The sequence below is a fragment of the Cupriavidus sp. UME77 genome (assembly GCF_014170355.1).
In the GTDB taxonomy this organism is placed as follows: domain Bacteria; phylum Pseudomonadota; class Gammaproteobacteria; order Burkholderiales; family Burkholderiaceae; genus Cupriavidus; species Cupriavidus basilensis.
This window is the reverse complement of record NZ_LZZU01000090.1, coordinates 98,550-118,784: the sequence shown is the minus strand read 5'-3', so window position 1 is coordinate 118,784 and position 20,235 is coordinate 98,550. Positions and strand designations below refer to the sequence as shown.

16 protein-coding genes are annotated in these 20,235 nt (G+C 66.7%); 10 read left to right on the top strand and 6 right to left on the bottom strand.

What is annotated here, in order from left to right; all coding sequences use genetic code 11:
- Window positions 1-19: 19 nt before the first annotated feature.
- The 6 genes from A9975_RS34275 (at window position 20) to A9975_RS34250 (ending at window position 6,158) form a co-directional block, all read left to right on the top strand.
- Entirely contained in the window at window positions 20-421 is a 402-nt protein-coding gene (locus tag A9975_RS34275) for a hypothetical protein (protein ID WP_183036615.1), read from the top strand.
- 13 nt (window positions 422-434) lie between these two features.
- Window positions 435-974 (top strand): superoxide dismutase family protein, encoded by a 540-nt coding sequence (locus A9975_RS34270; RefSeq protein ID WP_183036614.1) that lies wholly within the window; start codon window positions 435-437, stop codon window positions 972-974.
- A 62-nt stretch (window positions 975-1,036) separates the two neighbouring features.
- The gene (locus A9975_RS34265; RefSeq protein ID WP_183036613.1) at window positions 1,037-1,867 is read left to right on the top strand and encodes a formate dehydrogenase accessory sulfurtransferase FdhD; all 831 of its coding nucleotides are present in this window, start codon (window positions 1,037-1,039) and stop codon (window positions 1,865-1,867) included.
- A 193-nt stretch (window positions 1,868-2,060) separates the two neighbouring features.
- Window positions 2,061-2,627, top strand: a complete 567-nt coding sequence (dcd, locus tag A9975_RS34260; protein WP_017230746.1) for a dCTP deaminase — start codon at window positions 2,061-2,063, stop codon at window positions 2,625-2,627.
- 142 nt (window positions 2,628-2,769) lie between these two features.
- A complete protein-coding gene (locus A9975_RS34255; RefSeq protein WP_183036612.1) occupies window positions 2,770-5,034 on the top strand; it encodes an arginine/lysine/ornithine decarboxylase in 2,265 nt (754 codons plus the stop codon).
- A 143-nt stretch (window positions 5,035-5,177) separates the two neighbouring features.
- Window positions 5,178-6,158 (top strand): quinone oxidoreductase, encoded by a 981-nt coding sequence (locus tag A9975_RS34250; protein WP_183036611.1) that lies wholly within the window; start codon window positions 5,178-5,180, stop codon window positions 6,156-6,158.
- 117 nt (window positions 6,159-6,275) lie between these two features.
- Here the strand turns inward: A9975_RS34250 and A9975_RS34245 are convergent, their stop codons facing one another.
- The 5 genes from A9975_RS34245 to A9975_RS34225 all read right to left on the bottom strand — a co-directional run bounded on the left by A9975_RS34245 (window position 6,276) and on the right by A9975_RS34225 (window position 11,674).
- Window positions 6,276-8,024 (bottom strand): TRAP transporter large permease subunit, encoded by a 1,749-nt coding sequence (locus A9975_RS34245; RefSeq protein ID WP_183036610.1) that lies wholly within the window; start codon window positions 8,022-8,024, stop codon window positions 6,276-6,278.
- A complete protein-coding gene (locus tag A9975_RS34240; protein WP_183036609.1) occupies window positions 8,021-8,563 on the bottom strand; it encodes a TRAP transporter small permease subunit in 543 nt (180 codons plus the stop codon). The genes A9975_RS34245 and A9975_RS34240 overlap by 4 nt, the downstream gene beginning before the upstream one ends.
- A gap of 216 nt (window positions 8,564-8,779) precedes the next feature.
- Window positions 8,780-10,189 (bottom strand): argininosuccinate lyase, encoded by a 1,410-nt coding sequence (argH, locus tag A9975_RS34235; protein WP_150984039.1) that lies wholly within the window; start codon window positions 10,187-10,189, stop codon window positions 8,780-8,782.
- Between the two features lie 136 nt (window positions 10,190-10,325).
- Window positions 10,326-11,072: an anti-sigma factor domain-containing protein gene (locus A9975_RS34230; protein WP_183036608.1), complete on the bottom strand. Its 747-nt coding sequence runs from the start codon at window positions 11,070-11,072 to the stop codon at window positions 10,326-10,328.
- Window positions 11,069-11,674: a sigma-70 family RNA polymerase sigma factor gene (locus A9975_RS34225; RefSeq protein ID WP_183036607.1), complete on the bottom strand. Its 606-nt coding sequence runs from the start codon at window positions 11,672-11,674 to the stop codon at window positions 11,069-11,071. Before A9975_RS34225 ends, A9975_RS34230 begins: the two co-directional genes overlap by 4 nt.
- A 204-nt stretch (window positions 11,675-11,878) precedes the next feature.
- Here A9975_RS34225 and A9975_RS34220 point away from each other — a divergent pair, with 204 nt between their 5' ends.
- Window positions 11,879-12,505 (top strand): ferritin-like domain-containing protein, encoded by a 627-nt coding sequence (locus A9975_RS34220; RefSeq protein WP_183036795.1) that lies wholly within the window; start codon window positions 11,879-11,881, stop codon window positions 12,503-12,505.
- Window positions 12,506-12,680: 175 nt separating this feature from the next.
- Here the strand turns inward: A9975_RS34220 and ppc are convergent, their stop codons facing one another.
- Complete coding sequence (ppc, locus tag A9975_RS34215) at window positions 12,681-15,686, bottom strand: phosphoenolpyruvate carboxylase (RefSeq protein ID WP_183036606.1); 3,006 nt, start codon at window positions 15,684-15,686, stop codon at window positions 12,681-12,683.
- Window positions 15,687-15,765: 79 nt separating this feature from the next.
- Here ppc and hemC point away from each other — a divergent pair, with 79 nt between their 5' ends.
- Genes hemC through A9975_RS34200 form a run of 3 tightly spaced genes read left to right on the top strand, consistent with a single transcriptional unit; the run spans window position 15,766 to window position 20,133 of the window.
- Window positions 15,766-16,767, top strand: a complete 1,002-nt coding sequence (gene hemC, locus A9975_RS34210; protein WP_183036605.1) for a hydroxymethylbilane synthase — start codon at window positions 15,766-15,768, stop codon at window positions 16,765-16,767.
- Window positions 16,768-16,776: 9 nt separating this feature from the next.
- On the top strand, window positions 16,777-18,939 hold the full coding sequence (gene hemDX, locus A9975_RS34205; RefSeq protein ID WP_183036604.1) for a fused uroporphyrinogen-III synthase HemD/membrane protein HemX: 2,163 nt from the start codon (window positions 16,777-16,779) through the stop codon (window positions 18,937-18,939).
- Between the two features lie 3 nt (window positions 18,940-18,942).
- Window positions 18,943-20,133 (top strand): heme biosynthesis protein HemY, encoded by a 1,191-nt coding sequence (locus A9975_RS34200; RefSeq protein ID WP_174422644.1) that lies wholly within the window; start codon window positions 18,943-18,945, stop codon window positions 20,131-20,133.
- The last annotated feature ends 102 nt before the right edge of the window (window positions 20,134-20,235 follow it).

Sequence of the window (20,235 nt, the reverse complement as noted above, 5' to 3'; positions counted from 1 at the left end):
CCAACGAGGAGCCCGATCCATGAGCCGCATTCTGCTAATGCTCGCCCTGGCCCTTGCCGGCACAGGCGCCATGGCCAAGCTGCCGCCGCCGACGGAGGCGCAAAAGCTCAAGGCCGACGAAGCCAAGGCGCGCGCCGGCTGGGCCGACAAGGTGGCCGCTTATCAGCTCTGCCGAGCGCAAGACAAGGCGGCGGCGCGCTACTACAGCGACATGCAGGCCAAAGGCAAGGCGGTGCCAACGGCCGCCGCGTCCGCGCCGTGCGCCGATCCGGGCCCGTTCGTGGCGCAAGCGCCGGCTGAGCAAGCCGCGGCAAGCACTGCTGGAGGGCCTTCCACTGCACCTGTCGCCGCGCCTTCGGATCACAAACCGGCCGCAGCGCCGGGCACGGGAGCGGTACAATCGCCCCGGACATCACCGTGAGAGGAGGTTCGGCATGAAGCGTGTACGTGTACTTTTCGGTCTGGCTGTAGCGGGCACCCTGGCAGGCACTCTGGCCGGCTGCGGGGGCATGGGGATGGGCAGTTCGGATACTGCGGTCGCCACGCTGGCGTCCAAGAGCGGCACTGCGACGCAGGGCAGCATCACCTTCACCCAGCGCGGTGACACGGTGCTGGTCAAGGCCGACGTAACCGGCCTGCCGCCCAATACGGAACACGGCTTCCACGTGCACGAGAAAGGCGACTGCTCGGCCCCCGACGCCATGAGCGCGGGCGGCCACTTCAACCCGACGGCCAAGCCGCACGGCTCGATGTCGATGCCCGACCATCATGCCGGTGACATCAACAACCTCAAGGCCGACGCTACCGGCCGCGCCCAGGCCAGCTTCGAGCTGAGCGGCGTGACCTTGGCCCCGGGCCCCACCAGCCTGGTGGGCCGCGCGGTGGTCGTCCACAAGGACCCGGACGACTACAAGACCCAGCCCACCGGCAACTCCGGCGGCCGCATTGCTTGCGGCGTGATCGCCAAGTCCTGACGGATGGGCGGCGCGGGCCGGCAACTCCCGGCGCGCGCCATCCACCCGCATCCCCCACGCCCATGCCCCTGCGCCCTGAAATGACCCACGCGTGTGTCCCCTTGATCGAAGAGGTCGAGGTGGTCGACGAGCAGGGCCGCCTGCGGCAGGCCTTCCTGCCCGGCGAGCGCCCGCTGACGGTCTACCTGGACAAACGCGAGCTGGTGACGCTGATGACGCTGGGCGGGGCGCCGGAGGCCCTGGTGCTGGGTTACCTGCGCAACCAGCGCCTGGTCGAATCGATCGAGGATATCGCTGCGATCCAGGTCGACTGGGAAATTGAATCCGCCGCCGTCACGACCCGCACGGGCGTGGATCGCATCGAGGAGCGCACGGCGCGCCGGGTGGTGACCACCGGCTGTGGCCAGGGCACCGTGTTTGGCTCGTTGCTGGACGAAGTGGACAATATCCGGCTGCCGGACGACGCCACCTTGGACCAGGAAACGCTCTACGGCATCGTTGACACCATCCGGCTGCAGCAGTCGGTCTACAAACAGGCGGGCTCCGTGCATGGCTGCGCACTGTTCCGCGGGCGCGAGCTGCTGATGTTCATCGAGGATGTGGGTCGCCACAACGCCGTGGATGCCATCGCGGGGCTGATGTGGCTCGAAGGCATGAGCGGCGCCGACAAGGTGTTCTACACCACCGGGCGGCTGACCTCGGAGATGGTGATCAAGGGCGCCCAGATGGGCATTCCATTCCTGCTGTCGCGCTCGGGCGTCACGCAGATGGGCTACCAGATGGCCCGGCGCGTCAACCTGGCTCTCTTTGCCCGGTGCACGGGGCGCCACTTCCTGCTCTATACCGGCCGCGAACGCTTCCGGCACCAGCTGCCGGAGCAAGCCACGGCCTGACGCCCTGGGGGCGGACGGCCCGTTGCGGGGCCGGGACGGCATTTAAGGCGGTGATGCCGGATTTTGGTTGTACAATGCGGCCCATCGCAAGGCCCCGGCAGGTCCGGCGCGCCTGTGAGCAAATGCGAGCAGTGTTCCCGGTCAGCATGGGCCGCGCCCGAGCCTGCCCTCATTTGTTCATCCCGATACCCCTATGAGCATCAAATCCGATAAGTGGATCCGCCGCATGGCGGAACAGCACGGCATGATCGAGCCCTTCGAGCCCGGCCAGGTACGGGAAGAAGACGGCCGCAAGATCGTTTCGTACGGCACCTCGAGCTACGGCTACGACATCCGCTGCGCCGACGAATTCAAGATCTTCACCAATATCAACAGCACCATCGTCGATCCGAAGAACTTCGACGAAAAGTCCTTTGTCGACTTCAAGGGCGATGTTTGCATCATCCCGCCGAACTCCTTCGCGCTGGCCCGCACGATGGAGTATTTCCGCATTCCGCGCAGCGTGCTGACCATCTGCCTGGGCAAGAGCACCTACGCGCGCTGCGGCATCATCGTCAACGTGACCCCGTTCGAGCCGGAATGGGAAGGCTATGTGACGCTGGAGTTCTCGAACACCACGCCGCTGCCTGCCAAGATCTACGCCGGTGAAGGCTGTGCCCAGGTGCTGTTCTTCGAGAGCGACGAGATCTGCGAGACTTCCTACCGCGATCGCGGTGGCAAGTACCAGGGTCAGCAAGGTGTCACACTGCCGAAGACCTGATCGCATACAATGCGCGCGTTGCGGTGCTACGGGAAACCCCGGGGCCGCGCGCCAAGCCTGAACGTCGAGCCACATGCCGACCCAGGGGGACGAATCCCCGGGCCATGTGGCTCAAGTCCTTCTTGCCGTCCAAGGATGCCAAATGAAATTCCGCTTCCCCGTCATCATCATCGATGAAGACTTCCGCTCCGAGAACATTTCCGGCTCGGGCATCCGCGCGCTGGCGCAGGCCATCGAGCAAGAAGGCATGGAGGTGATGGGCCTGACCAGCTATGGCGACCTGACCTCCTTCGCCCAGCAGTCCAGCCGCGCCTCCTCGTTCATCGTGTCGATCGACGACGACGAGTTCGTCAGCGAAGACGACCGGCCCGAAGCCGCGGCCATCGAGAAGCTGCGCGCCTTCGTCAACGAAGTGCGCCGCCGCAATACCGACCTGCCCATCTTCCTGTACGGCGAGACGCGCACCTCGCGGCATATCCCTAACGATATCCTGCGCGAGCTGCACGGCTTCATCCACATGTTCGAGGACACGCCGGAATTCGTCGCGCGCCACATCATCCGCGAAGCCCGGGTCTACCTGGATTCGCTGGCGCCGCCGTTCTTCAAGGCGCTGATCGCGTACGCGCAGGACAGCTCCTACTCGTGGCACTGCCCCGGCCACTCGGGTGGCGTGGCGTTCCTGAAGAGCCCGGTCGGCCAGGTGTTCCACCAGTTCTTCGGCGAGAACATGCTGCGCGCCGACGTCTGCAATGCCGTCGATGAGCTCGGCCAGCTGCTCGACCACACCGGCCCGGTGGCGGCCTCGGAGCGAAATGCCGCGCGCATCTTCAACTCCGACCACATGTACTTCGTCACCAACGGCACGTCCACCTCGAACAAGATGGTGTGGCATGCCAACGTGGCGCCGGGCGACATCGTGGTGGTGGACCGCAACTGCCACAAGTCGATCCTGCACGCGATCATGATGACAGGCGCGATTCCCGTGTTCCTGATGCCCACGCGCAATCACTACGGCATCATCGGCCCGATCCCGAAGAGCGAGTTCGATCCCGAGACCATTCGCCGCAAGATTGCCGCCCACCCGTTCGCCAGCCAGGCCAAGAACCAGAAGCCGCGCATCCTGACCATCACCCAGGGCACCTACGACGGCGTGCTGTACAACGCCGAACAGATCAAGGAAATGCTGGCCACCGAGATCGACACGCTGCATTTCGACGAAGCCTGGCTGCCGCACGCGGCATTCCACGACTTCTATCGCAACATGCATGCGATCGGCAAAGACCGCCCGCGCAGCAAGGACGCGCTGGTGTTCGCCACGCAGTCCACGCACAAGCTGCTGGCCGGCCTGTCGCAGGCCTCGCAGATCCTCGTGCAGGATTCGGATACGCGCAAGCTGGACCGCTACCGGTTCAACGAGGCGTACCTGATGCACACGTCCACCAGCCCGCAGTACTCGATCATTGCCTCGTGCGACGTGGCGGCGGCGATGATGGAAGCCCCGGGCGGCACCGCGCTGGTCGAAGAAAGCATCCAGGAAGCGATGGACTTCCGCCGCGCCATGCGCAAGGTCGAAGGCGACTACGATGCCGGCAACAACGGCGACTGGTGGTTCAAGGTGTGGGGTCCCGAGGCGCTGGTCGAGGACGACATCGGCGACCGCGAAGAGTGGATGCTCAAGGCCAACGAACGCTGGCACGGCTTCGGCGACCTGGCCGACGGCTTCAACCTGCTCGACCCGATCAAGGCCACCATCATCACCCCGGGCCTGGACGTGGACGGTGAGTTCAGCGACCGCGGCATCCCTGCGGCCATCGTCACCAAGTACCTGGCCGAGCACGGCATCATCATCGAGAAGACCGGGCTGTACTCGTTCTTCATCATGTTCACCATCGGCATCACCAAGGGCCGCTGGAACTCGCTGGTGACGGAGCTGCAGCAGTTCAAGGACGACTACGACCAGAACCAGCCGCTGTGGCGCGTGCTGCCGGAATTCGTCGGCAAGCATCCGCAGTACGAGAAGCTCGGCCTGCGCGACCTGTGCGACGCGATCCACAGCGTCTATAAGGCCAATGACGTGGCCCGCGTGACCACCGAGATGTACCTGTCGGACATGGAGCCGGCGATGAAGCCATCGGACGCGTGGGCCATGATGGCGCACCGCGAGATCGAGCGCGTGGCCGTCGACGAGCTGGAAGGCCGCGTCACCGCCATCCTGCTCACGCCGTACCCGCCGGGCATTCCGCTACTGATCCCGGGTGAGCGCTTCAACCGCATCATCGTGCAGTACCTGAAGTTCGCGCGCGAGTTCAACAAGCTGTTCCCCGGCTTCGAGACCGACATCCACGGCCTGGTCGAGGAAGAGGTCGAGGGTGGTGGCAAGGCGTATTTCGTCGACTGCGTGAAGTAACGCAGGCTGGCGGCAAGAATGAAGGCCTCGCCCGTGCGAGGCCTTTTTTCTTCGTTCGCCCATGCCTTGCGCACGGCCGACGCGCCGCGCGAGATTGCGATAGAGTGGCGCTCACAAATCTATGCAACCTCGACGGAGTGGAAATGACATCAGCACGCGTAGTGGAATTGACGGAGTTCGGCGGCCCCGAAGTGATGCGCCTGGTGGATGCCGGGTTGCCTGCGCCGGCGCCCGGCCAGGTGCAGTTGCGCCAGACCGCCATCGGCTTCAACTACATCGACGTCTACCAGCGCTCGGGCAAGTACCCGCTGCCGTCGCCGACCGGGCTGGGCCATGAAGCCGCCGGCGTGGTCGAAGCGGTGGGCGAGGGCGTGACCGCCCTGCGCGAAGGCGACCGCGTGGTCTACATGCACGCTGGCATCGGCGCCTATGCCAGCCAGCGCAACGTGCCCGCCGACAAGCTGGTCAAGCTGCCCGACAGCATCGACGACCTCACCGCCGCGGCGATCTTCTTCAAGGCCATGACCGCGCAATACCTCGTGCGCAAGACACATCCCGTGCAAGCCGGCGACATCGTGCTGGTGCACGCCGCCGCGGGCGGCGTAGGGCAGATCCTCAGCAGCTGGGCCAAGGCGCTCGGCGCCACCGTGATCGGCACCGCCGGCTCGGCCGAGAAGTGCGAAGTGGCCCGCGCGGCCGGGTGCGATGTCGCCATCAACTATTCGCAGGCGGACTGGGTGGAGCAGGTGATCGCTGCCACCGACGGGCGCAAGGCGCGTGTGGTTTATGACTCGGTGGGCAAGCATACCTTCATGGGCTCGCTGGACTGCACGGCGCCATTCGGGCTGGTGGCGCTCTATGGCGCCGCCTCGGGCCCCGTGCCGGCGTTTGAGCCAGAGCTGCTCAGCAAGAAGGGCTGCCTGTTCCTGACGCGGCCATCGGTGTTTCCGCACAACGCCGATCCACAGACCTTCCGTGCCAACGCGGCGGACGTGTTCCAGGCGATCGGGCGGGGCGCGATCCGGGCCGCCATCGGCGCGCGCTTCCCGCTTGAGCAGGTGGCCGAGGCGCATCGGATGGCCGAGGCGCGCGCGACCACGGGCGCTATCCTGCTGCTGCCGTGACCTGAACTGACCAGACAAGATGCGGGGGCAACCCCGGAAATCAAAAAAGGCCTCGGTTTTGAACTGAACCCGAGGCCTTTTCCATGCCGGCGACTGAAGCCCCGGCGCTGTCTCAAACTACTTCTTCTTGTCGAACTCGAACTGCGGCGTTGCAGGTTCGCTGTCGGCAGGCGCCGCCGGCAACTCCAGCGTGCCAGGCTCGCTACGGCCGCCCGGCACAGGTGCCGGCACCGAGGCCGCACCGCCCGGACTCTCTCCCCCCAGCGGAATCGTGACCTCCGCCGCATTGCTATGGTGCAACGATCCCTTGTCCAGGAACATCGTCACCAAGCCCGGCCAGAACATCACCAGCACGACCATGATCATCTGCAGGCCGACCCAGGGCAGCGCGCCCCAGTAGATGTCAGAGCTCTTCACTTCCTTGGGCGCAATGCCGCGCAGGTAGAACAGCGCGAAGCCGAAGGGCGGGTGCATGAAGGAGGTCTGCATGTTCACGCACAGCATCACGCCGAACCACACCAGCGCCGCGGTGGCCGCCGCTTCCGGGTTGCCGCCCATCGAATCGGCGACGACCGGGGCCAGCACCTTGACCGCAACCGGCGCCAGCATCGGCACCACGATGAACGCGATCTCGAAGAAGTCCAGGAAGAAGGCCAGGAAGAAGATAAACAGGTTGACCACCAGCAGGAAGCCGATCCAGCCGCCCGGCAGCGAGGTGAACATGTGCTCCACCCAGGCGCCGCCATCCACGCCCTGGAACACCACCGAGAAGCAGGTGGAGCCGATCAGGATGAACACCACCATGGCGGTGATGCGCGCCGTGGACTGGTAAGCCTCGATGATCAGCCCGCGCAGCGCGGTCAGTTGCCCGGCGCGCAGCAGCAACCACGTGATCACGAGGTAGACCACTGCCAGCGGAATGCGGAAGGCATGCGAGCCGAACGCGACAGTGCCGGCGATGATGGCCACGCCCGTGGCGGCAAGGCCGATGCGGTACAAGGTACGGTCGAGCTTGCCGAAGCCGGGGTCGCGCAGCACCGCCAGCACCAGCGCGCCGACCGCGCCCATGGCGCCGGATTCGGTAGGCGTAGCGATGCCCAGCATGATCGTGCCCAGCACCAGGAAGATCAGCACCGCGCACGGGATGATGCCGCGCAGGCATTTGCGCCACAGCGGCCAGCCGCGCAGCGTGCGTTCTTCAACCGGCACCGGCGGAAGCCAGTCAGGCTTGACGCGTGTCAGCACGAAGGTATAGAGCGCGAACAGCGCGATCTGGATCACCGACGGGCCCCAGGCGCCCAGGTACATGCTGCCCACGTCGGCGCTGCCCATTGGCGTCTTGAGCTGGTCGGCCAGCACCACCAGCACCAGCGACGGCGGCACCAGCTGCGTGATGGTGCCCGACGCCGCCAGCACGCCAGTGGCGTACTTCATGTTGTAGCGGTAGCGCATCATCACCGGCAGCGAGATCATCGCCATGGCGATCACCTGCGCCGCCACGGTGCCCGTGATGGCGCCGAGGATAAAGCCCACGATGATCACCGAGTAGCCCAGGCCGCCACGCACCGGGCCGAACAACTGGCCCATGGAGTCCAGCATGTCCTCGGCCAGCCCGCACTTTTCCAGTATCGCCCCCATGAAGGTGAAGAACGGGATGGCAAGCAGCAACTCGTTGGCCAGCACGCTGCCGAACACGCGGCTGGGCACCGCCTGCAGGAAACTGACCGGGAAGTAGCCAAACTGAATGGCCAGGATGCCGAAGGCAAGACCCACCGCCGACAGCGAAAATGCGACCGGGAATCCGATCAGCATGAATACCACCAGGCCGCCGAACATCAGCGGCGGCATATATTCCAATGGAATCATTGCACCGGCCTCTCGTATTTCGATTCGATGCGCACGAGGCCCTTGAGGGCGGCGATGCGCTTGATCAGCTCGGACACGCCCTGCAGACCCAGCAGGACAAAGCCGAGGGGCACCACCAGCTTGATCGGGTAACGCGGCAGGCCGCCGGAGTTACCGGATTGCTCGAGGATGCGCCACGAGGGCAGGAACAGGGAATCCCACGATAGCCAGGCAAACAGCACGCACGAAGGCAGCAGGAAGAAGATGATCCCGAAGATGTCGATCCAGTGTTGCGCACGCTCCGATACGTTGCCGTAGATCAGGTCCACGCGCACATGTTCATTACGCTGGAAGGTGTAGGAGGCGCCGAACATCACCGCGATGGCGAACATATACCACTGCAGCTCGAGCGGCCAGTTGTCACTGAGGTTGAAGCCGTAACGCAGCAGGGCGTTGCCTGCGCTGATCAGGCACGACAGCAGGATCATGATGTTTGCAAGCCTGCCCGTGTGCTGATTCAACCTGTCGATCTGTCGTGACAGACCAAGCAAGTAATACATGGGTTGTCTCCCCTGTTTTTGCGGCGATTAGTTTATCTGTAACAAAATGCTTCGGCGCTTGGGGCTAATACCTACCGCTTCGCGCAAAAATCAAAAGCGCCGTGAGGCAATAAAAAAAAGCCGTCAGGGGCCTGCCCTGGCGGCTTTTTTTTCAAAACAAAACTTACGTGAAACTTACATCAGCACGCTGCGCCGCATTGAATCCGCGGCTTGCGATTAAAGCGTGGCGCGCGCTGCGGCAATGGCCGCGCGCACCTGCGCCGGCGCGGTGCCGCCGATGTGGTTACGCGCCGCGACCGAGCCTTCCAGCGTCAGCACCGCGTGCACGTCATCGCCGATCAGCGCGGCCTTGTCGCCCAGGCCGGTGACTTCGCGCAGCTCGGCCACGGTCAGGTCGGCCAGGTCGCAGCGGCGGTCGTCGCAGGCGCGCACCGCGTGGGCCACGGCTTCGTGGGCATCGCGGAAGGGCAGGCCGTGCTTGACCAGGTAGTCGGCCAGGTCGGTGGCGGTGGCGTAGCCTTGCAGCGCAGCGGCGCGCATGGCCTCCGGCTTGACCGAGATGCCCGGCACCATGTCGGCGAAGATGCGCAGCGTGTCGGCCACGGTGTCGACCGTGTCGAACAGCGGCTCCTTGTCTTCCTGGTTGTCCTTGTTGTACGCCAGGGGCTGGCCCTTCATCAGGGTCAAGAGTCCGATCAGGTGGCCGTTCACGCGGCCGGTCTTGCCACGCGCCAGTTCGGGCACGTCCGGGTTCTTCTTCTGCGGCATGATCGAGCTGCCGGTGCAGAAGCGGTCGGCGATGTCGATAAAGCCCACGCGCGGGCTCATCCAGATCACCAGTTCCTCGGAGAAGCGCGAGATGTGGGTCATCACCAGCGCGGCGGCGGCGCAGAACTCGATGGCAAAGTCGCGGTCGGAGACGGCGTCCAGCGAGTTGCGGCACACGCCGTCGAAGCCCAGCTGCTGCGCCACGAACTCACGGTCGATCGGGTAGCTGGTGCCGGCCAGCGCGGCGGCGCCCAGCGGCAGGCGGTTAACGCGGCGGCGGCAGTCGGCCATGCGCTCGGCGTCGCGCGTAAACATCTCCACGTAAGCCAGCAGGTGGTGGCCGAAGGTGACCGGCTGGGCCACCTGCAGGTGGGTGAAGCCCGGCAGGATGGTGTCGGCGTTCTTCTCGGCCAGGTCCAGCAGCGCGCCGCGCAGCGCGCCCAGCAGGCCGATGATGGTGTCGATCTCGCTGCGCAGCCACAGGCGGATATCGGTAGCGACCTGGTCGTTACGCGAGCGGCCGGTGTGCAGGCGCTTGCCGGCGTCGCCGACCAGCGCGGTCAGGCGCGCTTCGATATTCAGGTGGACGTCTTCCAGGTCGAGCTTCCACTCGAAGCCGCCGGCCTCGATCTCGCCACGGATCTGCGTCATGCCGCGCTCGATCTCGGCGCGGTCGGCCTCGGCGATGATTCCCTGCTTGGCCAGCATGGCGGCGTGCGCCAGCGAACCCTGGATGTCGAAGAGAGCCAGGCGCTTGTCGAAGAACACCGAAGCGGTGTAGCGCTTCACCAGGTCGGACATCGGTTCGGAGAAGCGGGCGGACCAGGCTTCGCCTTTCTTGGCAAGTTGGGAGGTCATGGGCGGTAAGGCTGGGTTAGCTCGCAAGCCGGCGGCGGACCGCGGGGCGAACGAGAAAATTCGGGGAAAGCGCGATTATATCGCTGCCAGGCCCCACGCAGACGGTAGCGGGTCCGGGAGAGCCTCCCGGACCGCCCTATAAGGTGTTGTCGATCACCTGGCCCTTGAACACTACCGGCCCGGTGGGGCCGTTGGGGTCGGGCGAGCCGCCGCGCGGCTCCACGCTGATGGCCAGCGCCGGCACCTTGCCCAGCGCCTGGGCGACCGCCAGGCGCAGCTGGCGCTGGTGCCCGATCACGCCGAGCGATTGTGGCTTGCCACCGGCCGGGAGAGCCCAAAGCTGCAGGGCCTGCGCATCGTTCAGTGGCAAGTGATCCAGGCGGCGCAAGGTCAGCGCTTGCGAACGCGCATCCCAAGTCACAAGCACGGCGGCCTGGGCCCGGTCGTCGTTGAGGACGGCCACCGCATTGACCAGTGGTGAGGTGTCCAACTGGCGGGCCATCCGCACGTTGAGGCCGATTGCCACGGCCGCCAGCGCGGCGGTCGCCATGGTGGCGCTGCGCCAGAAGCCAGGGGCGGCCCACAGCCGTTGCCACCAGGCTGTGGGTGCCGCGCCGGCTGGGCCGGCGGCCTCGGACGACTTCATGGCTTGCCAGCCCAGCCGTTGTTCTATCCCGCTCCACACCTTCTCCACCGGCGCCGAGGCAGGCTGGAGTTCGGCAAGGCCTGACAGCCTGGACTGCCAGTGGTTGATGGCAGCGCGGATCGCGGGCTGCTCGCGGGCGAGCGTCTCCAGCCGGCGGCGCGCGCCCCCGCGCAACACGCCCAGCGCGTACTGCGCGGCAAGGCGGTCGATCAGGTCGGGATGGCGGCTGAGGTTCATGACAGGCTTTCCAGGCACGTGCGCAGGCGCTCCAGGCCGCGCCGTATCCATGACTTGATGGTGCCAAGCGGCACCTGCAATTGTTCGGACAGCTCGCTATGGCTCATGTCCTTCAGGTAGGCCAGCGAGATTGCCTGCCGCTGCGGCTGTTCCAGCCGCTGCAGGCACTGGTTCAACGCCCGCGCTTGCTGGCTGGCGAGCGCAAGTTCCGCCGGGCCGGCCGCTTCGTCGGCCAGCCACTCGCCAAGGCTGTCGTCCAGCTCCACGGTCTGGCTGGTGCGGGCAGCTGCCTGGCGGCGCAGGCAATCCAGCGCCCGGTTGCGCACGATGGCTGTCATCCAGGTCATCGGGGCAGCCAGGTGCGGCCGGTAGTCGCCGGCGTGATGCCAGATGCTGACGAAACTCTCTTGCACCACATCCTCCGCCCAATCGTGTCTGTTGGTTATACGCAGCGCGAGGCCAAACAGTTTCGTTGCGGTCTGGTCGTAGAGCTGCCGCAAGGCGTGCCGGTCTCCCATGGCCGCGCCTTGCAGCAACGAGGCAAGCAGGTCAGCGTCGGCCGGCCTGGGGGCAAATGAGGAGTCGGCGGGGGAGGAGGGCACTGGGGGCGGATATCGGCAAGTGACGTTCCCGGATTATAGGCACGGCTTGCGTGCGGCATGCGATGGATCGCTGCATCCGATGGCCAATTGCGTGCGTAGAAGAGACAGGCGCCGCCATTGCAGCCGCGATGCAAGCCGCATCCGATTGCATGCGACCCCATGAAGGCGCCATCCACCTCTATATAGGAGAACACCATGGAAAGCATGCAGTCGAGGACCGCCCAGCACGAACGCCGGGCCGGCGAGGACACGGACAGCCGCATCCTTGTTGCGCCGGATGCGCGCCGGCGTGGCTTGCTGAAAGTCCCCGGCCTATTCGCGCTGGGATCGCTGGCGGTGATGAGTCTGGGCGAGTCGATGCCAGCATGGGCGCAGGTCCAGTCCGGCAGCACCAAGGACGATATCGCCATTCTCAATGTGGCCCTCGGGCTGGAATACCAGGCTATCGCGGCCTATCAGGTTGGCGCGGAGAGCGGTTTGCTGCAAAAACCCGTGCTGGAAACCGCGGTCAAGTTCCAGACGCACCACAAGGCTCACGCACAGGTGCTGGCGAGCACGGTGTCCAAGATGGGCGGCAGCCCCGTGGTGACCAAGAAGCCGGGTGAATACGGCTTCCCGACCGACCAGCTGAAGACCCAGGCCGATGTATTGCGCTTTGCCGCCGGCCTGGAGAAGGGTGCCGCCGCGGCCTACCTGGGCGTGCTGCCGAATTTCCACAATCGCGAGCTGACCAAGGCCGCCGGCAGCATCCTGGGTGACGAATCGATGCATTGGGCCATCCTGCTCTCGGTGCTCGGCGAAGACCCGGTGCCGGGCGCGTTCGTCGGCTAAAAGCCTGGCCGCCTATATCGGATGGCGGGCCGCGCGCCCGGTCTGCCGTTTCTGCCCGGATAGCCGCTATCCTCGGTAGACGAGCCACACTCTGCGCCGTCCGGCCTGTCGGCCGGACGGGTTTCCCGCCATGGTGCCAGCCACCATGGCGGCTTTTTTTGCGCGCAGCCTCGCCTTAGCCGCTGTTGCGCAGGCCCGCCGCCACCCCGTTGATGGTCAGGTGAATGCCGCGTCGCACGCGGATGTCGTCCCCGTCCTTGCCCGAGCGGTAGCGCTTGAGCAATTCCACCTGCAAGTGGTTGAGCGGGTCCAGGTAGGCGAAGCGGTTCTTGATCGAACGGGCCAGCAGCGGGTTGTCGGCCAGACGCTCATGGCGGCCGGTGATCAGCGCCAGCATCTCGCACGTCAGGTGCCACTCGGCGCTGATGCGCGCGAACACCGTCTTGCGCAGCGCGGCGTCTTCGCACAGCTGGGCGTAGCGCGAGGCCACGGCCAGGTCGGTCTTGGCCAGCACCATGTCCATATTGGACAGCAGCGTGGTGAAGAACGGCCAGGTCTTGACCATGCGGCGCAGCGTGGCCACGGCGGCCTTGTGCGCACGCTCGTCAGGCGCTTCGTCCAGCAGCGCCTTGACCGCGCTGCCAAAGCCGTACCAGCCCGGCAGCAGCAGCCGGCACTGCCCCCAGGAAAAGCCCCAGGGAATCGCGCGCAGGTCTTCGATGCGGCGCTGCTTCTTGTCCATCAGCTTGCGCGAGGCCGGGCGCGAGCCCAGGTTGAGGTCGGCGATCTCGGTGATCGGCGTGGTGGCGAAGAAGTAGTCCTTGAAGCCGGGCGTGTCGTACACCAGGTGACGATACGACGTGAACGCGCGATCCGAGAGCTGCTGCATCACGGCCTCGAACGTCGCCAGGTCCTTCGGCGCGTTCTGCGTCGGCAGCAGCGAGGCTTCCAGCGTGGCGGCGATCACCGTTTCCAGGTTGCGGCGGCCGATCTCGGCGTTGGCGAACTTGCTGTTGATGATCTCGCCCTGCTCGGTCAGGCGGATCTGGCCGTTGACCGTGCCCGGCGGCTGCGACAGGATGGCCTGATAGGTCGGGCCGCCGCCACGGCCAACGGTGCCGCCGCGGCCATGGAACAACCGCAGCTTCACGCGGCGCGCCTCGAACACCTGCACCAGTGCCAGCTCGGCCTTGTACAGCTCCCAGTTGGAGGTGAGGAAGCCGCCGTCCTTGTTGGAGTCGGAGTAGCCCAGCATCACTTCCTGCTCGCCGCCATGCTCGGCGATCACCGAGGCAAAGCCCGGCAGTTCCAGCAGCGATTGCATGATGCCGGCGGCGTTGCGCAAGTCCTCGATGGTCTCGAACAGCGGGATCACCATCAGTTCCGGGCGCGCGGGGTTGGCCTTGCTGCCCAGCGTGCCGTGCAGCATGCCGGTTTCCTTCTGCAGCAGCAGCACCTCGACCAGGTCGGACAGCGTCTCGGTGTGCGAGATGATGTAGTTGCGGGCCACGCGCGCGCCGTAGCGGGCACGCAGCTCGCGCGCCATGTTCAGGATGGCCAGCTCGCTGCGGGTCTGCTCGGAATAGGCATGCCAGGGCAGCGTCAGCAGGCGCGGCTGGCGCAGCTCGGCGAGCAGCAGCTCCAGCTTGCGGGCTTCCGTCAGGCCGGCATAGTTGGCCTCAACCCCGGCTGCGGCGAACAGTTCCGCGATCACCGCCTCGTGCACGTCGGACACCTGGCGCATGTCGATCGAGGCCAGGTGGAAGCCGAATACGGCGATGGCCTTGGCCAGCGCGTCGATGCGGGTGCGCGCCAGCGCCTCGCCGTGGTGCGCGCGCAGCGAGTCGATCACGACCTGCACGTCGGAGGCAAAGGATTGCGCGTCGGCATAGGGCGCGGAGTCGGCCACCGGGTGGCGCGGCGCGGCCTGCCCTGTGACGGCCTGGCAAGTTGCCGCCAGGCGCGCATAGATGCCGATCAGTGCGCGGCGGTACGGCTCGTCGGCGCGATGCTCGGAGTGATCGGGCGAGGCATCCGCCAGCGCCAGCAGTTCCGGGCTGGCCTCCACCATCAGGCTCGACATCGACAGTTCGGCACCCAGCGCGTGGACTTCGTCCAGGTACCACTCCAGGATCAGCGACGATTGCTGGCTTGCGGCGTGTTGCAGGGTGTCGGCGGTGACGTTGGGGTTGCCGTCGCGGTCGCCGCCGATCCAGGAGCCCATCTGGAAGAAGGGCGCGAGCTGGGTAGAGGCGGCCGGCGCAGCCTTGCTCTTGCGCGCGGCGGGAAACACCGCGGCGATGTCCTCTTCCAGCTCGCTCATCAGTTGCGGGATGCCGCGCAGGAAGCAGGTGCGGTAGTAGGACAGCGCATTCTCGATCTCGTCCACCACCATCAGCCGCGTATTGCGCAGCATGCGGGTCTGCCACAGCGTGGTGACGCGCGCGCGCAACAGCGCGGTGTTGTGATCGCGCTCACGCGCGGTCATGGGCAGGTCGCGCTCGGCCAGCAGGCGGGCGATCTCGCGCTCGGCGTCGAGAATGCTCTTGCGCTGGACTTCGGTCGGGTGCGCGGTCAGCACCGGCACGATCAGCGCTTCGTCGAAGAACTTGCGCAGTGTCTTGCCGGTCACACCAGCCGCGTCGATGGCCTGCAGCGCATGCGCCAGGCTGCCCGGCTGCGGCGGCGAGCCGGCCAGCGCGTGCACGCGCCGGCGGCGGTTGTGGTGCTGGTCCTCGGCGATATTGGCCAGGTGCGAGAAATAGCTGAAGGCGCGCACCACCGAGTTGGTCTGGTCGCGCGACAGGCGCTTGAGCAGGCGATCCAGCTCCGCGCCGGCGGCGCGGTCGTTCTCGCGGCGAAAGCGCACGGCGGTCTGGCGGATGGTCTCGACCAGCTCGAACGCCGATTCGCCTTCCTGCTCGCGCACGCAATCGCCCAGCAGCCGGCCCAGGAAGCGGATGTCTTCGCGCAGGGGCACGTCCTTGTCGCTGGCGCGGCGGGCCGGCGTTGCGGCTGGCGCGGCTTCAGGCTTCGCGGCGCTGGCGCGCCTGGTGCGGGCGGATGAGGCGGATGGAGCGGTCGCGGGAATCGAGGCGGAAGCCAATGCGGTGTCGGGGGCGTCTGCCCGGCTGGCGGTTGGCTTGCGCCGGCCTGCGGGGCGCGCAGCTTGCTGCGTCATGCAATCTCCTGTCGTTTCTTATCTATTGTGTGTTGTCTGTTGGCCCGGAGCGGCTTGGGGTGCGTGCTAACATTCGCGGATGCAAGCATCCGTCTCCCCGTCTTCCTCCAGCGCTGCGCCGCGCAAGCTAGTCATTGCCTCCCGTGAAAGCCGTCTGGCTATGTGGCAGGCCGAGCATGTGCGTGCTGCGTTGCAACAATACTATCCCGCGTGCGATGTGTCCATTCTCGGAATGACGACGCGCGGAGATCAGATTCTAGACCGTACTTTGTCCAAGGTTGGCGGCAAGGGCCTGTTCGTCAAGGAGCTCGAGATCGCGATGGCCGAAGGCCGCGCCGACCTCGCCGTGCACTCCCTCAAGGATGTGCCGATGGAGTTGCCTGAAGGGTTTGCCCTGACCGCGATCATGGAGCGCGAGGACCCGCGCGATGCGCTGGTCTCAAGCCGCTTCGCCTCGCTCGACGATATGCCCGCGGGCACCGTGGTTGGCACCTCCAGCCTGCGCCGCGAAGCCGCGTTGCGCACCCGCTACCCCCACCTGGTGATCCAGCCGCTGCGCGGCAACCTGGATACCCGCCTGGCCAAGCTCGACCGTGGCGACTACGGCGCCATTATCCTGGCCGCCGCCGGCCTCAAGCGCCTCGGCCTGGCCGACCGTATCCGTGCCGTGCTGGATACCGTCAGTTCGCTCCCGGCAGCCGGGCAAGGCGCGCTGGGTATCGAGATTCCGTCCGGCCGCCCTGAGCTGGCCGCGTGGCTGGCGCCGCTGAATCATGCGCCCAGCGCGCTGGCCGTGACCGCCGAGCGCGCCGTGTCGCGCATGCTGGGCGGTTCGTGCCAGGTGCCGCTTGCCGCGCATGCGCGCTGGGAGGGCACGCAACTGCACATCGACGCCTTCGTGGCGCTGCCCGACGGCAGCCGCTGCGTGCGGGCCCAGTCCGCGGCCGTGGTGGAAGGCGCCAATGCATCCAGCCAGGCCGAAGCACTTGGCAAGGCCGTTGCCCAGGACCTGTTGGGGCAGGGCGCGGCCGACATTCTCGCGGCGCTGGTGGATCCGGCGTCCCCTCAAGCCCCTGCCTGAGACCGGCCCATGCCCCGCCCGACCGTCGTTGTAACACGACCCGCCGGGCAGTCCCGGCAACTTACCGAGGCCTTGTCGGCCGCCGGCCTGGACGTGCTTGGCTTTCCCCTGCTGGCGATCGGCCCCGTGGCCGACGATGCCCCCTTGCGCGCGGCGCTGGCGCAACTGGCGGACTTCGCGCTGGTGGTGTTCGTCAGCCCCAATGCCGTGGCCTTCGCACTCGATGCGCTGGGCCAGGTGCAGGACAAGCCCGCGCCGCAGTGGCCGGCATCCGTAGCGGTAGCCGTGGTTGGCCCCGCCAGCGTGGCTGCGCTGGCCGAGCGCGGGATTGCCGCGCCCAACTACCGGGTGATCGCCCCGGCGGGTTGCACGACCGGCCATGAGGCAGACAACGGCGATGCCGCCAACGGTGGCGACGGCGCCGCGGCGCGCTTCGATTCCGAGGCCCTGTGGCAACAGCTTGAAGCCCAGCTCGGCGCCGGGGCGCTTGCCGGGCGCCAGGTCCTGATCATCCGTGGCAATGGCGGACGCGACTGGCTGGCCGAGCGCCTGCGCGCCGTCGGCGCCGACGTGCAGGCGGTCGAGGCCTACCAGCGCTCGGTTCCCACGCCCGGCAGCATGCAATGGCAAGCCGTGCGCGACGCGCTCAAGCCCGGCGCGGCACCGCAGGCCTGGCTGCTGACCAGTTCCGAAGCCGTGCGCAATCTCGACGAGATGGCGCGCCAGGCCCTGAGCCCGCAAGAGCTCGCCTGCCTGCGCCAGGTGCAGTGCATCGCGCCCCATGCGAGAATCGCCGAACAGGCCTTGGCCCTCGGCTTCTCGCACCTGCTGCGCGCGGCACCCGGAGACGAGGGCCTGCTGGCGGCTTGCCGCCAGTGGGCGCAGGCGCATGCCGGCCCGCCGGCGCCGATGCCTGTCGCGGCGCCGCCGGCTGCCGCCGCGCCCGTCCCGCTCGCCACGGTGCCGCCGCCGCTCCCGGCAGCACCACCAGTCAATTCACCGCCCGCAACGTCAACGAAGGTCGATCGCGTGACGCAAGACAATACCTCTCCTCCCGCCTCCAGCCCGCCTCCCGCGGCTGGTGCCCCGCTGCCTGCGCGCGGCGCGCCCCGCATCAATCCATGGTGGCTGCTGCTATTCCTGCTGATCCTCGCCATCGGCGGCGGTTTCTGGTGGCTGCAGCAGCGCGTGGATCACCTGACCCAGGAGCTGGCGCGGCGCCAGCAGAGCAACGATGCGCTGGTGCAGGAAACCCGGGTGCTCTCGCGCAATGCGCAGGACACCGTCAAGGAACTGCAGGCCAAGGTTGGCGCGCTGGACGGCCAGGTGGGCGAGGCGCGCGACAAGCAATCCGCGCTGGAGCAGGTCTACCAGGACCTGATGCGCAACCGGGACGACTGGGAGATCGCTGAGATCCAGCAACTGCTCACCAACGCCGGCCAGCAACTCCAGCTGACGGGCAATGTGCAGGTCGCGCTGGCCGCGCTGCAAAGCGCCGACACGCGCCTTGCACGGACCGACAAGCCGCAGTACAACCTGCTGCGCCGTGCCATCGCGCGCGACGTGGCGCGCATGAAGGCCGTGCCGGATACGGACCTGACCGGCGCCGCCATCAAGCTCGACGAAGCCATCAACCAGATCGATACGCTGCCGTTGCTGTCGAGCGAGCGCATGCTCGAGCGCAGTGAAGCGGATGCGCGCAAGACGGACGGGAAGGCCGAGGCTGTCGACAAGCCCGCCAAGCCCGCCGGCGCCAAGGCTGGCAAGAATGCCGCCAAGGACGAGTCGGTGCCGGCCGGCAACGCGATCGGCAACTGGTTTGGCCGCCTGTGGGGCAGTGTGCGCGACGAGCTGATGCAAGTCATCCGCATCCGCCGCGTGGATGATGCCCAGGCACTGCTGCTGACCGGCGACCAGGGTTGGTTCCTGCGCGAGAACGTCAAGCTGCGGCTGCTCAATGCACGCCTGGCGCTGCTGTCGCGCAACGAACCGGTGTTCCGCAATGACCTGGCGGCCGCGCAAGCCATGATCGGACGCTATTGCGACACCAAGTCGCGCCGCGTGCAGGCTGTGCTGACCCTGCTCAAGCAGGCCCAGGCCGGCGCCGTGACGGTGCAGTTGCCCACCATGGCGGAAAGCCTCGGCGCGCTGCAAGCGCTCAAGAAGGAGTAGCGCATGCGGCTTCTTTTCTGGGTAGCTATCCTGTTTGGCGGTGCCGTCGGGCTCGCGTTGTTCACGCAATTCAACCAGAGCAACCTGGTTTTGTTCTACCCGCCTTACCGGGTTGAACTGTCGCTGAACCTGGCGCTGGCCCTGCTGTTGCTGGCGTTCTTCGTGGTCTGGACCATCCTCAGCACCGCGCGCCATCTGTCCGAGATGCCGGCGCGTGCGGCAGCCTACCGCGAGCGCAGCCGCATGAACCGTGCGCAAGCGGCTCTGCGCGAGTCCATCGAGAACCTGTTCGCCGGCCGCTTTGCTCGTGCCGAGCGTACTGCGCGCGAGGCCCAGGCCTGGCCCGAGCAGGCCCAGACGGCGGCCCTGATCGGTGCCCGCGCGGCGCACCGCATGCAGGAAACCGAGCGGCGCGACGCGTGGATGGCGCAGGTGACCGATCCCGAGCGCGAGCAGGCCAGGCTGGTGTCGATGGCCGAGTTGCTGGTCGACGCGCGCGATGCCGAAGGCGCGCTGGAAACCATCGCGCAGCTGCAGGCCCAGGGCGCGCGCCAGATTCATGTGCAGCGCATCGCGCTGCGTGCCCACCAGCACCTGAAGAACTGGACCGAAGTCCTGCGCCTGGCGCGCTCGCTGGAAAAGCGCAACGCCCTGCATCCTGTGCTGGCGCTGCGCCTCAAGCAACTGGCCTGCGAGGCCCTGCTGGAGGAGCGCCGCCACGACGTGCAGGGGCTGCAGGATTTCTGGCGTTCGTTGTCCACCGACGAACGCCGCGCCGCCCGCATCGCCGAGCCTGCGGCGCGCTATTTCGCGGCACTGGGCCGTCAGGATGAAGCGCGCAAGATCGTGGAGGACGCGCTCAAGGTCAACTGGGATAGCCGGCTGGTCTTGCGCTATGCCGAATGCGCGGAGCCAGGACGTGCGCTGCCGCAGATTCAGCAGGCCGAGAAATGGCTGACGCAGCATCCGGTGGATGCGGATCTCTACTTCACGCTAGGCGTGTTGTGCCTGGGCGAGAAGCTATGGGGCAAGGCGCAGTCCAGCTTTGAGCGGGCATTGAAGTATGCGGATGCTGACCTGCAGCGCAGGCTGCGGGTTCGGGCGCATCTGGCGTTGGCTAAGATGTTTGAGGAGACCGAGCGGCCTGAGGAGGCGCAGCGGCATTATCGGGAGAGTGCGATTTTGGCGGCTTGACCGCTGAAAACAGCGGGCTTCGCTTCAGGTGGTTCCTAGCTAAGCCACCCCTCTCCCCGGCCCTCTCCCCCTGAGGGGAGAGGGAGAGACAGCCGTCGTCAT

Bases quoted from the DNA above. Each gene is read 5' to 3' on its own strand.
- A9975_RS34255 (WP_183036612.1), top strand. From the start codon at position 2,770: ATGAAATTCCGCTTCCCCGTCATCATCATCGATGAAGACTTCCGCTCC.
- A9975_RS34220 (WP_183036795.1), top strand. From the start codon at position 11,879: ATGCAGTCGAGGACCGCCCAGCACGAACGCCGGGCCGGCGAGGACACG.
- A9975_RS34245 (WP_183036610.1), bottom strand. From the start codon at position 8,024: ATGATTCCATTGGAATATATGCCGCCGCTGATGTTCGGCGGCCTGGTG.
- hemDX (WP_183036604.1), top strand. From the start codon at position 16,777: ATGCCCCGCCCGACCGTCGTTGTAACACGACCCGCCGGGCAGTCCCGG.
- A9975_RS34240 (WP_183036609.1), bottom strand. From the start codon at position 8,563: ATGTATTACTTGCTTGGTCTGTCACGACAGATCGACAGGTTGAATCAG.
- dcd (WP_017230746.1), top strand. From the start codon at position 2,061: ATGAGCATCAAATCCGATAAGTGGATCCGCCGCATGGCGGAACAGCAC.
- A9975_RS34275 (WP_183036615.1), top strand. From the start codon at position 20: ATGAGCCGCATTCTGCTAATGCTCGCCCTGGCCCTTGCCGGCACAGGC.
- A9975_RS34265 (WP_183036613.1), top strand. From the start codon at position 1,037: ATGCCCCTGCGCCCTGAAATGACCCACGCGTGTGTCCCCTTGATCGAA.
- argH (WP_150984039.1), bottom strand. From the start codon at position 10,189: ATGACCTCCCAACTTGCCAAGAAAGGCGAAGCCTGGTCCGCCCGCTTC.
- A9975_RS34250 (WP_183036611.1), top strand. From the start codon at position 5,178: ATGACATCAGCACGCGTAGTGGAATTGACGGAGTTCGGCGGCCCCGAA.
- A9975_RS34270 (WP_183036614.1), top strand. From the start codon at position 435: ATGAAGCGTGTACGTGTACTTTTCGGTCTGGCTGTAGCGGGCACCCTG.
- ppc (WP_183036606.1), bottom strand. From the start codon at position 15,686: ATGACGCAGCAAGCTGCGCGCCCCGCAGGCCGGCGCAAGCCAACCGCC.
- hemC (WP_183036605.1), top strand. From the start codon at position 15,766: ATGCAAGCATCCGTCTCCCCGTCTTCCTCCAGCGCTGCGCCGCGCAAG.
- A9975_RS34230 (WP_183036608.1), bottom strand. From the start codon at position 11,072: ATGAACCTCAGCCGCCATCCCGACCTGATCGACCGCCTTGCCGCGCAG.
- A9975_RS34200 (WP_174422644.1), top strand. From the start codon at position 18,943: ATGCGGCTTCTTTTCTGGGTAGCTATCCTGTTTGGCGGTGCCGTCGGG.